A 14,305-nucleotide genomic window follows, 5' to 3' on the forward strand; every position below is an offset into this window, starting at 1 on the left:
AATGGATAAAAATAACTTAAATAATATACCAAAAGATTTATTTGTGCCTCTTGTACGTAAAGAGGATACGAGCGATAGAATTTCAACTCCTAGCAGAACATTTTTTCAAGATGCAAAAAGAACACTTTTCAATAATAAACCTGCTGTTTTTAGTATGATTCTTATCCTGTTTATTATTATCATGAGTATTGTTGGTCCTTGGATGAACAGTTTTGGTTCGGACGAACAGGATTTAAAAAGAGCAAAAATGCCTCCGCGTGTACCAGTTTTAGAGAATGTCTCTTGGCTTGGTATGGACGGTACATTATCTGGAACCTTCCAAGGTAAAGATGTTCAGCAGGCTACTGCTAAAGCGAATGCAAGATTTGATAGGAAAGAAGAGTTTATTGATATTAAAGTCATTAATAAAGGTGACGGCACTAGAAATTCTGCCGAAGTAAAAGCAACCTATCATATTTATGAAGCGAAAGATATGAAAGACACATATTTTTGGTTTGGCAGTGATGCCTTAGGGCGTGACCAATGGACAAGGCTTTGGGAAGGTACACGGGTTTCTTTAATCATCGCTTTTGTTGCCGCAGTGCTTGACCTTGTTATTGGAGTCGCTTATGGCGGGATTTCCGGATTTTATGGCGGAAGAGTCGACAATGTCATGCAGCGTATTGCTGAAATCTTAGTTGGTATTCCTAACCTAGTTATTATCCTGTTGATGATGCTCGTTCTTAAGCCAGGTATCATATCGATTGTTATTGCTTTATCGATCACTGGCTGGATTGGTATGTCACGGATTGTCCGAGGTGAAGTATTAAAGCTGAAAAACCAAGAGTTTGTCCTAGCTTCAAGAACATTAGGTACATCTAATGGTACGATCATTAGAAAACATTTGGTTCCAAATATCAGCGGTATTATCATTATTAACACGATGTTCTCAGTTCCAGGAGCGATCTTTTTTGAGGCATTCCTAAGCTTTATTGGACTAGGTATTGTTCCTCCAGATGCTTCACTTGGATCTTTAATTGACCTTGGGTTTGATAACCTCAGACTTTATCCATACATGCTTGTGTTCCCGGCAATTGTAATTTCTGTACTTATGATTGCATTTAATATTGTTGGTGATGGCTTGAGAGATGCATTTGATCCGAAAATGCATAAATAGAAAGGTAGGTGTTTAATAAATGAGTAAATTATTAGAAGTCAAAGATTTAAAAGTATCATTTAACACCTACAATGGTGAAGTGCATGCTGTTCGAGGTGTTACCTTTGATTTAAATAAGGGTGAAACATTGGCAATAGTAGGTGAGTCTGGATCTGGAAAATCAGTAACCTCTAATGCAATTATGCGACTCCTTCCTGAGCCGCATGGTTTTATTAAAGAAGGTCAAATCCTGCTTGAAGGTGTAGACCTTGCCAAAAAAACAAGCAAGGAAATGCAAAAAATTCGAGGGAAAGATATTTCGATGGTTTTCCAAGATCCAATGTCGTCCCTAAATCCGACAATGAAAATTGGAAATCAGATCATGGAAGGTCTGATTAAACACCAAAATATGAACAAACAAGAAGCTAGAAAAACAGCTCTTGAGCTTCTAACGCTTGTAGGTATACCAAGACCGGATGTACGTATTAATCAATACCCGCACCAATTCTCTGGCGGTATGCGTCAGCGTGTGGTTGTAGCGATTGCATTAGCATGTAATCCCAAAATCTTAATAGCAGATGAACCAACTACTGCACTTGACGTAACGATTCAAGCTCAAATCTTAGAGTTGATGAAGAGCATTCAACAAAAAACGGATAGTGCGATTATCTTTATTACCCATGACCTTGGTGTTGTAGCCAACGTTGCTGACCGTGTTGCGGTAATGTATGCAGGAAAAATCGTAGAAATTGGGACAGTAGATGATATTTTCTATAACCCTAAGCACCCATATACATGGGGATTGATAGGCTCCATGCCTACATTGGATAGCAGCGACGAAGAGTTATTTGCTATTCCTGGAAGCCCGCCTAACATGCTGACTCCTCCTGTTGGGGACGCGTTTGCAGCTAGAAATCAATTTGCTTTAGAAATTGATACAGTTATGGAACCGCCGATGTTTAAGGTTTCTGACACACATTATGCAGCAACTTGGCTGCTGCACCCAGATGCGCCAAAAATTGAGCCGCCTGATGCTGTTAAGCACAGGATGCAAGGATTTGCTCAAACAGGCACTAAAGGCGGTGGAAAACAGTGACAAGAGAAAAGTTACTTGAAGTAAAAAACTTACAGAAGCATTTTGCTGTAGGGAAAAAGAATACGATCAAGGCTGTTGATGGTGTTAGCTTTGATGTATATAAAGGGGAAACCTTTGGTCTAGTTGGGGAGTCTGGTTGTGGAAAGTCTACAACAGGCAGAACGATCATTCGACTATACGATGCAACAGGCGGCGAGGTTAAATTTGCTGGTGAAGATGTTCACGGTAAGAAGAACAAGTCTGAACTTCTTAAATTTAATCGTAAAATGCAAATGATTTTCCAGGATCCGTCTTCATCATTAAATCCTCGAATGACGGTATTGGACATCATTGCTGAAGGTCTTGACGTGCACAAACTAGTAAAAAATGACGCTGAACGCAAGGCGAAGGTTGAAGAGTTACTAGAAGCCGTGGGTCTAAACAGAGAGCATGCTACACGTTTTCCACATGAGTTCAGCGGTGGGCAAAGACAAAGGATTGGTATCGCTAGAGCGCTCGCTGTTGACCCTGAGTTTATCATTGCCGATGAGCCTATCTCTGCATTGGATGTATCTATCCAAGCACAGGTAGTCAACCTGCTTAAGAAACTTCAAAAAGAACGTGGATTAACGTACTTGTTTATTGCACATGACCTGTCAATGGTTAAATATATTTCAGACCGAATCGGTGTTATGTATATGGGTAACTTAGTTGAATTAGCGGAAAGTGATGAATTATACAACAATCCAATTCATCCTTATACAAAATCTTTGTTATCTGCTATTCCTCTTCCAGATCCAAGATACGAGCGTACACGTAAACGTATCAGCTATGACCCGACTGTACATGATACGGATGGCGAGTTTGAGCTTAGAGAAGTTACACCAGGCCACTTTGTTCGTTGTACGGCAAAGGAATTTGAAAGATACCAAAATGAGCAAAAAAATAAATAAGTAACATTTAAAAGCGTGTTGACGAATCTAACAGGTTTCGTTAACAACAAATAAATATAATCAAAAGACCTCCAAATTGTATGTTTGGAGGTCTTTTTTTGTTGATCTAAAGGGTATTTATATTTTGCTCTGGTTATAATTAAATTTTGATTCATTGCTAATGAAAAATAAACGGAGGAATTCCGGCTAAATTGGAAAATACCCATATTTCCTTAAAAATAAGAGGAGTTTTTCCGCTTATATTGTGAAAACCTTTGGATTCTGTCTTATTTAAAGCAGTTAACAGGAAAATCTCCGCTTATATCCGTACTTTAGGCACTCTAGCATACATTAGCAGGAATATCTCCGCCTATTAATTCTTATACCAACACAAGTATCAATACAGAGAGAAGAGAACTGAAATGTTTAATATTCCAAATATCAACACTCATACTTATGACTAAAAATGGGTCATTTCAACACTAGCATTTTTCTCTTTTAAAACTTTATATAACATTTCAATGTGATCGTTATTTTTTGTTTCAACAGAAATTTCTAAGCCTGCATAGCCAGGATAAATATCCTTGCCCATGCGGTTGAGATTAACGGATTGAATATTCGCATCTAGATCAGTTAGAGAGGTTAACACTTTTTGAAGTTCACCTGGTTTATCCTTTAAGGTGATTGTAAAGGTGGCAAATCGTCCCGACTCAACCAAACCGCGTTCAATGATTCTTGATATAAAATTCATATCAACATTTCCCCCGCTTAAAACAGCCACTACCTTCTTTTCTTTCAAATTTACCTTTTCATATAAAAGTGATGATAATGAACAAGCACCAGAGCCTTCTACTAACAGCTTATTTCTTTCTAGAAGCATGAGCATCGTTCTTGCTATTTCCATTTCATCGACACAATAAATATCATCCACATATTTTTGTACGATTTCAAAAGGTCTCAGGCCAGGTTTTTTAACGGCTATACCATCTGCCATTGTTGGTGTCGAGTCTACCATTACAGGTTTATTTTTGATTAATGACTGTTTCATACTAGGACATGCCTGCGTCTGAACGCCATAAACGGCTATATTTGGGTTTTTCTCCTTTACTGCCATTGCAACTCCTGCAATTAGCCCGCCGCCTCCTACAGGGCAAATAATGGCTTCTACGTCTGGAAGTTGGTCCAGTATCTCCAATCCTACAGTACCTTGTCCGGTAATGATTGCTTCATCATCAAAGGCATGTATAAAGGTTGCATTCCTCTGCTCTTTAAGTTCCAAAGCATAGGCAAGTGCATCATCAAATGTAGCTCCTTCTAAAAGGACCTCTGCTCCATATTGTTTTGTTGCCAGCACCTTGCTTAGGGGTGCACCCTTCGGCATTACAATCGTACAATCTACACCAAGCATTTGGCTTGAATAGGCAACACCCTGTGCGTGGTTTCCTGCTGAGGCAGCTACGACACCTTTTTGCAGCTCTTCCTGCGAAAGAGAAATGAGTTTATTATAAGATCCTCTTGCTTTAAAGGACCCCGTTTTTTGGAGGTTTTCAAGTTTTAGATATACTTCATTATGTGCTAACTTACTAAAGGTTTTAGAGTAATCCAGAGGCGTTGTATGGACAATCCCCTTCATCTTCTCTCGCGCAATGATAATATCGTCTACATTCACATCTCTTCCTCCTATTTACATACTTTTCCTTAGGTTGTGTTCCTAAAAGAAAACTATGAATTATTTCTGGGAAATAATTTTAGTATAGAATATTGGTACTTTTGTCGGAGAAACAATCACTTTAACAACCAAATTTTAGGAGGAAGGTAATATTTGTAAATACAGTAAAATTGGTATTTTGGGCGCAGGTGTTTGTGTCTGATTGACTATATATTCCAAAAATTCTATATGTTACTATTATTTGGAAATCACATAGAGATATAAGGGAGGAATCAGAAGTTGAAAAAGAAAAAACTATTATCCATTCTTTCAACTAGTGCATTAGCTCTATCACTTTTTGCTCCATTATCAGTTAACGAATCGAAGGCAGAAGCTGCAACTACACCAAAATGGGATGTAGAGCGTTATGGAGATCGAGTAGATATTGATGGACAATTAAATCTATTAAGTAACGATTCTACATACTTAAAGCAAGCAGAGTCGAAAATTGCCGAGCAGGCTGCACAGATTAATTTTAATGAGGATCCATCGTCTACAAGTACAACTGCGAATAGTAATTTTACATACAATGGAGGAACGAAACAATTCTTAAATAGGAATTTGAAGTTCAAACCATTTACACTACGAAGTGTGGGTGAAAACGTAGAAATTTGGGTAGCGAATGACCTTGCATTTCCAGCGGGAGATCCGCGCCCAGCACATGTTGTAACACAGGAACAAGTGGATAAATTACGTAATGAATTTGATAATAATATTTACCCAAAAGCTACAGCCTTCTTTGGGACACCTGATGTTCATGATGGATCTAAATCTCCACTAGCTGGAAGAAATGTTCCGGCTGGATACTATGAGGGCAGCGATAAGGTTATTATGTTAGTAGATAATATCCAAGATGATAACTATACTAACCCGAGTTATCCCTTCTTTGTTGCTGGTTTCTACTGGCAAACACTAGAGAACTATATTGATAGAAATATTATTACGATTGATACAAACAGCTGGGAAACTCGTTTAGAGTCTACTTTCTTTGGTACGACTATCCATGAGTTACAGCATTTAATTCATGCTGATAACGATGGTGCCGAGGAAACGTGGATAAATGAAGGTATGTCTACCTTCTCTGAATATCTTGGTGGATATGGCCATGATGATAGGTCTATTAACTTTTACTTAGATCATCCTGAGAACTCACTGGTAAACTGGGATGAGCACGTAGGGGCTAAAACAGGTCCTGAAACAATCGCTGACTATGGCCAAGTCTACCTTTTTACGTTATATATGAATGATAAGTTTGGTCAGGAATTTATTCGTGAGTTAGCAACGAATAACACTCAAGGAATTAATAGTGTCAACGAAGTATTGAAGGCGCATGGTTACGAACTTGATTTCACACAATTATATCAAAACTTTATTACTGCTTTAGCGTTAGACTCCGATAGGGTAGGTAACGGAATATATAATTTTGACAGCATTAACCTACGTGACCTTGCTGTAGATAGTAAGGGTACAAAACGTGGCAAGACAGTGGACTATGAGGGTGCAGTTAAATTTGAAAAAGAAGGCGTTCCAGCATGGGGCGGCGATTTTAAACAGTTGGAATTCCAAGATAAGATTAGAAGTATTTCCTTTGACGGTGTTGACTTCTTAGGAACTCCGTGGACATCTGTGGCAGATCCTAACGATGCTGCGAATAAGGTATTATGGGGCGGACAGGGAGACGAAGCAGATAATGCAATCATCCTTGAAGCAGATTTATCAGCGGTTAATTCAGCAACACTAAATTTTGATCAGTACCTTGATATTGAAGAACAGTGGGATTTCGGGGTTGTTCAAGTATCTGTAGATGGCGGAAAGACTTGGAAGAGCTTAGCAAATGAAAATACCCGCATTGATGTAGTTGAAGAAGGCTATCCAAAAATTAAAGCAAACGTACCTGGTTTTACAGGAAATATAAAAGAATGGCAAAAAGAAACTTTTGATTTAAGTGAGTATGCTGGTAGTAAGATATTGGTTTCCTTCCGTTACTTAACAGATTGGGGTCACACTGATGGCGGCTGGTTTATTGATAACATTGAAATTCCGGAAATTGGATATACCAATGATGGAAGCTCTACAGACAGTTTCAAATCTTTACAAGAGATTGTTGGACAGTATGTAAACTACACCGTAACGTTTATCAACGAGAAGGAAGTTGGTAATAAAAAGGGTGCTAAAACAAATTACAAGGTAATTACAGTGGATCCATTCAATGTAACCGAACAGGAAGCTTTAACATTGCGACAATTATTCAAAGATGGAAAGAACCATATGATTACGTCTTATGCAGCTCCTGCAGACGATAAAAATCCAGTAGATTTTTCATATGAAGTACATTTGAAAGAGAAGTCTGGAAAGAAAAAGTAAAGAAATGAAGATCGAGAATGATTTATTCTCGGTCTTTTTTTATGAAAAAATGACTCCGGCAATTACCGGAGTCACTAATAGCGGTATTTGTTTTTATTTGGCTGTGTTAGTTGAGTTTTGTGTAGGTATGAGTATTCATGGGCGGAGAAATTCCGCCTAATGTATAAAGAAGAAGCTTAAGAAGCAGTTTAAGCTGAGATATTCCGATTAGCTGCTCTAAATAAGACAAAACTCAAAGATTTAGATAATATAAGCGGAAAAACTCCCCCTATACTCAATGAAAAATAGGTATTTCCAAATTTAAGCGGAAATTGACCGTTTATTTTTCATACAAAGGCTTTTTATTTAAAAATTAATACTTTACCAACCGTACCATCAGAACTTTCACCCACAACACGGAACTTTAATCCGTATTTTGGTACATTGCGTCCTGCGTCAACTAGACCTGGGTTGCTGTAGTCTGCACTGTCGTCGAATAGTGGGTTACGCTGTGTAAAGTTGTCTGTCATTGTGAATAGACCTGGATAATTTAAGAACATTTTCTGGGACTTATTTAAACCGAATGCTGCATCATGCATTTGGTAGCGAGTAGAACCAAGGGCTTTATCACTCCAAGAATTCACATGCTGATCAGCGTCCACAACTCCAAGGAATCCTTCACCAGGGTGTACTCCAGTCCAGTTATCTCCATAAGTTTCATCAACATACCAAACAACTAAACCTGGGTCATAGCTCATTAAGCTTGCTCCGCGGCGAATATTTTTTAAGCCTTGGTCAACGCCATTCTGGGATCTCCACTCTAATAGGTAATAGTGAGTGGCAACTGTTTTACCGTCATGCTTAGCAAACCCATGAAGGTCAAAAGTTGAAACTCCTTCAGCTCCATCAGAGAATACCTCATTTCCATCTGCAGTTACTTTAATATTGTCAACGAAGAAGCCTTCTAAGTTAGCGGCCCAATCTGACATAGAACGGAATTGAAGCTTAATTTCCTTTCCTGCATAGGCAGATAAATCAATATTTTCATGTATCCAGCCATTACTTGAGCCGGTGTATCCAGGAAGGTTATCAGCAATTTCAGGATATCCACCTTCAACTAATGTAGATTTAGTATTTGGAGTAGATAAGGATGTCCAAGTGGATCCACCATCAGTAGATACTTGAACCATAGCAAAGTCCCAATCTTCTTCAATGTTATACCATGCATCAAAGTCAAGCGCAGCTGTACTAGCACCTGTTAAGTCAACCGTTCTAACCATTGTGTGATCGGCTTCATCACCTTTTCCACCATGGTATTCATAATTACCTGCTGGCGGGGTGTTAATCACTGTAACTTTTTTAGGTAAATCAATACGTACAGCGTCATTATTTGTACCCTTAGAGTTTGCTTGATCTAGTAGTACTTCAGTACCTTTGCTGCTTACATCTGCTTGATCAATAGTTGTTCCAGTTAACCAGTTACTGCCTGGCATAGAGGCATGTAAAAATTCCCTAGCATATGGACTAAACCCAGTCGGCTCAGTGCCAGGAACTTTACCTGCCCAGCTGCCGCCAGACATAATTGACCAATACTCAACGGGCTCCCCAGCACCGGAATAAATGGTATCATATTCATCAGGTAGTCCTAAGTCATGCCCATATTCATGGGCAAACACACCAGCTGCGCCATCGGCAGGTTCAATGGTGTAGTCATAAGCTGCTAACTTACCTCCCCAATATGGTACTTGAGCTGTAGTACCTGGAAGTGTTGTTGGCCCCGCTAAACTAGAACGATGTGACCAAATGGCATCTGCCCCTAAGGAGCCACCGCCGGCCTCCTCGCCGACACTAGAGTGGACAACCATCAAGTGGTCAATTAGACCATCTGGCTCACGGTAATCTCCGTCCTCATCAAGGTCATAACGATCTTCTTGGTCATACTTGCTTAGGTCAACAGATGTATCTGCTGCTACAGCTCTTAGTGCTTCAGTTACTAGACCACGAGGATCTTTGTCATTATCACTAGAATTATTTCCACCATAAGCCGCAGCAGGTTTAGAGGCCATATACCATCCTGCTACTTCTCCATCAATGGTATAACTTCCTCCAGACTGTTGTTCATAGTATTGTTTAACAGAGATAAGCTTTTCACCGTTTGGCCCAGTATAGCCATCTTTTCCAAATACCATGTCGGTATAATGTTGTTTTGTGTAATCAGTATAATACATATCAGTTTCGTCTTTAGAGATACTATTGTGAGGGAAATCAGGATATTCTATAAGTAATACTAGGACATTATCTTTTCGCTGACCGCCAGTCCAAGATTCCTCTTTAACTGAGTCAACAGTATTTTTCTTTGCTTGCCCAAGTTTATTTCCTTTGCCACTAGTTAAGCCGATTTTAGCCATATTATCGTTTAAAGTACTTTGTAATTTCTTTTCGTGCTGATAAAGCTTTCCGGTTTCTTTTGTTGCTCCGGCTGCTTTATTTTTTAAGTATTTTTGTAAAGCCTTTTCCGCTTCAGCTGGGGTAGCATTCTTACCAATTGTGCCGCTTTTCTTGAGCATTTCTATTAATCTCTCATCGTTGGCAATTCCTAAGTCAATTGGAGCACCGTTAGAAGCGCCTTTTTTTGTGAAATCTGTAGCCTTTGCAGTTGGGGGGACTGAGGCAACGTTAAACAACCCTAGTCCTAAAGATACTGTTAGTGCAGTGGATAGTATTTTTCTCTTCTTCATGTAGAACCTCCCTTTTCTATTTTTACCCTATTTAACCCACCAGTCAGTATGTATAGATCCCTCCTTAATTAGTAGAATCTACTATCGCGAAAAAGGTTCGAGTCCCTAAGAAAATAGTAGTGTAATATGATGATAAAGGTTTGTGTGAATATTGTAAATATTTAATTTATTTATTACAAAAAAAGTATAAATACCTAATAAAACGACAACAGTCTTCGGTAATAAACGATCTAACTTTACAAAAAAAGTAAGTTTGTGATTGTAATCAGACAAAAAACCTGAGCCGAAGGGGACTCAGGTTTTTTATATCTTTTACTTTTTTGTACCTTCATTAAAGTTATAATAGAACTTAGCAGTGATAGAACCATCAGCATTTTCTTTAATATCCGTTACATGAATTCCTGAGTCTGCTGGAGTAGCACTATAGCCCTTCCAGAAGTAGTAGGAACCAGTATGAACATTAGAAGAGGTTGGAGTGATCTTAGCGCCTGTCTTAAAGAAGTCACCAGCGTTACCGCGGTTTAAATTCTTTTCTAATTCATATAATCCATCTGCCTGAAGAAGGGATAATCCGTAGTGTGTAACAACAGTGCCGTCACTTGCAGTTTGTGACTGGTTAAACTGGAAGCGTTTGTTCATCCAGTTTTCAACGTTGTTAGGACGGAAGCCGGCAGTTTGATATAGGTTGATGATGTTTTCATCGACATGCCATGCTAATAAACCATGGGAATCAGTGCCTTGACGGATTAAGCCTTTATTAAAGCCATCCTGCTGTACGTTTTCAAATAAGAAATACTCTGTTCCATTAGATCCAGGAACCTCCATTTTTACGATACCGTTTGTAGCATTGGCTTTATTAATAGCGGGTAAGGTAATTTCTTGGACTCCATCTGTCGGTTTCACTTCCTTTGGTTCAGCCCATCCAAGGAAAACCTTTGAGAATGGATCAAAATGAGTTGGTGAGTTACCAGAGTATGCCCCATTATCAGGATAACGCATCCAAGAGCCGCCAGCCATCATGGAGTAGTTTCCAACACCTTCAGAGGTGTAAACAGTATCATAGAAATCAGGAAGACCTAATGCATGTCCAAATTCATGTGCATAAACCCCAGCTTGTGCAGGGAATGGGCCGGTTTTCAAGGCGTCATTATATCCGCCAGTTGTTAAGTCAAATCCAGCAACGTTACCACCAATTGCAGGCTGAATATTATAGTTATTTACGATTACACCATCATACGTCATATCCTCGGCAACAGTCTTATTGATCCAAGCACTTTGACTCATTCCAGAATAAACATCTGCTGGTTTACCAGTTTCATAGTATTTCCCATAGTATAAGGCACTTAATAAACTCCATTTGTGTGACCAGAATTGTGCAGGGTCTTGACTCCACTCAGCTCCTGTTCCTTCATGAATAACGAAAACGTTCGGAACTTCGCCGTCTTCAGCATAATTTGAAAAGTCAATTTGGTCATCTGCTGCTTTTAATAAATCACGAACGAATTCTCCTGTGTGAGCGTCTCCGTTTACGTTTCCAAGTACATATTTCCCGTTTTCAGCATATTTCCCATCTTGGTCTAAGTAATAAGAAGCACCATGAGGAAGTTCTACCCAAACAAACTCAGTATTTTCTTTGCGGACTAAATTGACTCTACCGTTACTAGACTCCTTATAAGCATTTTGCATAGTCCGATCTGTTGGAGCCTTCACACCGTTATATTCAGCATATTGTTTGAATTCTTCTAATTCATATGGATTATATTCTGTACCAAAAATTAAGTCTTCATAGTAATGTGCAGGGACTTGTCCTTTTAAGTCACCAACTGGCTCATCGCCATCCTTATATTTTGCGAGGATTACTAGGACAGGTACATCGCCTGTTGCCTTTTTATATGCTACATGATTGTCGCCAGGCTTCTGGAATTTAGATCCTATATTAGCCTTTTCTGCAGGGTCAACCTTTGACAAATCGACTCCTAGTTCCTTTGCCTTTGCAGCTAGTTCTGGGGCAGCACCTACGTAGTCTGCAGGACTAAGGTTGTATGTATTTTTTGTGGACGATGGGGCCTCAGTAGGTTGAAAACCTGCTACCACAATACTTCCAGCTAAAGCTAGAGATAGACCCGTTTTTGATAGAACCTTTAACATGACCGTCACTCCTAACATTATTTAAGAATTAAAATATATCAGAATTATCAGACAAAACACAGAAACAAAATACCTAATTTTGACATATATTTAGGGAGACGAAATACCTAATTTCTCGTATTTTCTAATAGTGCGATAGAATAGCAGACTGTGTGATGAAAGTTAAAGATACAATAATAATGTCCTAAAAAAATGTCTATGCTAAGATAAAAAGTATATAGAATGGAGGAAAGTTAACATGTCAGAAGCAGCTCAACTATTAAAAAAGTTGAATTTTAAGGATCAAGGGCAGCCAGTTTTAATTATCAATGCACCAACGTCTTATAATAATATTAAGGCGGCATTTGAAGGGGAGGTCCATGAACAGGCTAAGCGAGAGAAGTATGACTTTGTTCAAGTATTTGGAACAAGTAATCAAGAACTTCAATTACACGCTAAAAACGCGGTATCTTATGTAAAAGAGGATGGCTTACTATGGCTTTGTTATCCTAAGAAATCTTCAAAAGTCTACAAAGGATCAGATTGCAGCCGTGAAACAGTTATGTATATGCTCTCTGACGAAGGTTTTGAGCCAGTACGACAAGTTGCTATTGACGATGACTGGTCTGCATTGAGATTCCGGAGCACTGATAAAATTAAGAAAATGGTTCGAACCTTTGCTGTAACGGAGGAAGGTAAAAAACGGACGGAACAGTAATAGACTCTCTTAAATGAGAGTCTTTTCTTTGTTTACAAAAAGCGTTTACGTGTTTACGATATTTGTACACATGTTTACATTCTTGTATACATGATGTTTACAAAAATGTTTACAAGTACACAAACCTGTACACATGGCTTAAACAAAGGATGTATACAAGTTTGTAATCGTTGTATACAAAAAGTGTATACAACGATTACGTATTGTTTACAATTTTACACTTTCATTTCTTTTATACTTCCTGATTGAAGAATCTATCAATCTCATATAATCTTAAGCTAGAGTAACGAGATACATATCTTCATTAACATCTAAAATAAGAGAATGAAAGGATGACAATTTTGAATAATACTAGAATTGCAGCCGTTGATGTTGGAAATGATTCAATTAAGGCGATTTTTGGAGAAATGGAATATGAACTTAATATTCCTAACATTATTGCCAGAGATACGGAAGACCGCCCTGTAATAGGAATAGAAGAATTAGATGATAAAAATCCTCTTGATGGCATTCATATCAGAGTCCACTCCCCTGCTTTGAAGGATAACAATGCTATTTACCGTGTAGGTAATCTCGCAACAAAAAGTCCTAATGGAACAGAACTAGATCCTGGAAGCAGCAAGTCTGAGGAAGACCAAACTTTAGTTCTACTTTTTACTACATTAGCATTGGACGCGGTAAAAGAAGGGAATAAGAATAATTTCCGCCAAACCAAAAACGTCATTGATGCGAACTACACACTTGGAACAGGCCTTCCTCTTCGCGAAGTTAAGGAAGGTAAGGATGCAGGCTACCGTTCGAAGTTAATCGGTTCTGTTCACCAAGTAGAGTTTCTTGTTACACCTAAATACCAAGGGTTAAAAGTAAACATTAAGTTTGATGAAATAAAAGTATACCCTGAAGGCTTTGCTGCTTATATTAATCTAGTTATGGATAATAATTCAAAAATCATTAATAAAGACTTAATAGATAAGCGTATATTGATTCAGGATATTGGTGGATTATCAACAGATATCGCAGTTATTAAGAATCGAAATGTAGATGATGATAAAGCGCAAGGCTTTAATCTAGGAGTATCAGAATCATTAGAACAAATCCGAGAAGAAATCAGGTCGAAGCATGGTGTCGAACTAGACAGCCGCCGTGATGTTGTTGAAATCATTACGAAGAAAAACGACCGAAATCATATTATGGTTAAAGGAAGCCGTACTAGTGTTCACGATATAACAGACCGTATCCTGCTAGATTTGGCAAAGAAACAATACCGTTTATTGCGAAATGTTTGGTCAAAGAACTCACAAACCGAAATTTGCTACTTTGTGGGCGGCGGTGCGACCGTATTAAAGGATTATCTTAAAACATTAAATAATAATCTTGATGGTTTTAATATTGACTTCTTTGAAGATGAAAAAGAGAGTATTTGGATGATGGCAAATGCCTATTACAAGCTCATTATGGATTATGCGAGAAAAGCAGAGAAACAAAAAGTAGACCAAACGCAAACGAAAAAACCTGTTACCAATTAATAA

General features: G+C 38.5%; 10 protein-coding genes. 7 read left to right on the plus strand and 3 right to left on the minus strand.

The features are described from left to right. Window position 1: 1 nt before the first annotated feature. From opp3C to BANA01_RS16840, 3 genes are read left to right on the plus strand one after another with little or no spacing between them, the layout of a single operon-like run. Entirely contained in the window at window positions 2–1,156 is a 1,155-nt protein-coding gene (gene opp3C, locus BANA01_RS16830; protein WP_063254011.1) for an oligopeptide ABC transporter permease, read from the plus strand. 19 nt (window positions 1,157–1,175) lie between these two features. Next, on the plus strand, window positions 1,176–2,231 hold the full coding sequence (locus BANA01_RS16835) for an ABC transporter ATP-binding protein (protein ID WP_063254013.1): 1,056 nt from the start codon (window positions 1,176–1,178) through the stop codon (window positions 2,229–2,231). After that, a complete protein-coding gene (locus tag BANA01_RS16840; RefSeq protein WP_063254014.1) occupies window positions 2,228–3,163 on the plus strand; it encodes an ABC transporter ATP-binding protein in 936 nt (311 codons plus the stop codon). Before BANA01_RS16835 ends, BANA01_RS16840 begins: the two co-directional genes overlap by 4 nt. 439 nt (window positions 3,164–3,602) lie before the next feature. Here BANA01_RS16840 and ilvA read toward each other — a convergent pair whose 3' ends face one another. After that, window positions 3,603–4,775, minus strand: a complete 1,173-nt coding sequence (ilvA, locus tag BANA01_RS16845; protein WP_063254048.1) for a threonine ammonia-lyase — start codon at window positions 4,773–4,775, stop codon at window positions 3,603–3,605. Between the two features lie 315 nt (window positions 4,776–5,090). On the opposite strand from ilvA, the gene BANA01_RS16850 reads away from it, so the two are divergent. Further along, window positions 5,091–7,214: a M6 family metallopeptidase gene (locus tag BANA01_RS16850; RefSeq protein WP_063254015.1), complete on the plus strand. Its 2,124-nt coding sequence runs from the start codon at window positions 5,091–5,093 to the stop codon at window positions 7,212–7,214. A 4-nt stretch (window positions 7,215–7,218) separates the two neighbouring features. Then, complete coding sequence (locus BANA01_RS29950) at window positions 7,219–7,374, plus strand: hypothetical protein (RefSeq protein WP_169803707.1); 156 nt, start codon at window positions 7,219–7,221, stop codon at window positions 7,372–7,374. 181 nt (window positions 7,375–7,555) lie between these two features. On the opposite strand, the gene BANA01_RS16855 is transcribed toward BANA01_RS29950, so the two are convergent. Together BANA01_RS16855 and BANA01_RS16860 are read right to left on the minus strand one after the other, a co-directional pair. Then, entirely contained in the window at window positions 7,556–9,931 is a 2,376-nt protein-coding gene (locus BANA01_RS16855) for an immune inhibitor A domain-containing protein (RefSeq protein ID WP_063254017.1), read from the minus strand. A gap of 312 nt (window positions 9,932–10,243) precedes the next feature. Then, the gene (locus BANA01_RS16860; protein WP_063254018.1) at window positions 10,244–12,079 is read right to left on the minus strand and encodes a M6 family metalloprotease domain-containing protein; all 1,836 of its coding nucleotides are present in this window, start codon (window positions 12,077–12,079) and stop codon (window positions 10,244–10,246) included. A 238-nt stretch (window positions 12,080–12,317) separates the two neighbouring features. Here BANA01_RS16860 and BANA01_RS16865 point away from each other — a divergent pair, with 238 nt between their 5' ends. Next, window positions 12,318–12,776: a hypothetical protein gene (locus BANA01_RS16865; RefSeq protein WP_063254020.1), complete on the plus strand. Its 459-nt coding sequence runs from the start codon at window positions 12,318–12,320 to the stop codon at window positions 12,774–12,776. A gap of 341 nt (window positions 12,777–13,117) precedes the next feature. Then, window positions 13,118–14,302 carry a ParM/StbA family protein gene (locus BANA01_RS16870; RefSeq protein WP_157411816.1) on the plus strand — a complete coding sequence of 395 codons (1,185 nt, stop codon included), beginning with the start codon at window positions 13,118–13,120 and terminating at the stop codon, window positions 14,300–14,302. Window positions 14,303–14,305: the final 3 nt, after the last annotated feature.

It is taken from the genome of Neobacillus niacini NBRC 15566 (assembly GCF_001591505.1).
Lineage (GTDB): Bacteria > Bacillota > Bacilli > Bacillales > Cytobacillaceae > Neobacillus > Neobacillus niacini.

Bases quoted from the DNA above. Each gene is read 5' to 3' on its own strand.
- ilvA (WP_063254048.1), bottom strand. From the start codon at position 4,775: ATGAAGGGGATTGTCCATACAACGCCTCTGGATTACTCTAAAACCTTT.
- BANA01_RS16860 (WP_063254018.1), bottom strand. From the start codon at position 12,079: ATGTTAAAGGTTCTATCAAAAACGGGTCTATCTCTAGCTTTAGCTGGA.
- BANA01_RS16835 (WP_063254013.1), top strand. From the start codon at position 1,176: ATGAGTAAATTATTAGAAGTCAAAGATTTAAAAGTATCATTTAACACC.
- opp3C (WP_063254011.1), top strand. From the start codon at position 2: ATGGATAAAAATAACTTAAATAATATACCAAAAGATTTATTTGTGCCT.
- BANA01_RS16855 (WP_063254017.1), bottom strand. From the start codon at position 9,931: ATGAAGAAGAGAAAAATACTATCCACTGCACTAACAGTATCTTTAGGA.
- BANA01_RS29950 (WP_169803707.1), top strand. From the start codon at position 7,219: ATGAAGATCGAGAATGATTTATTCTCGGTCTTTTTTTATGAAAAAATG.
- BANA01_RS16865 (WP_063254020.1), top strand. From the start codon at position 12,318: ATGTCAGAAGCAGCTCAACTATTAAAAAAGTTGAATTTTAAGGATCAA.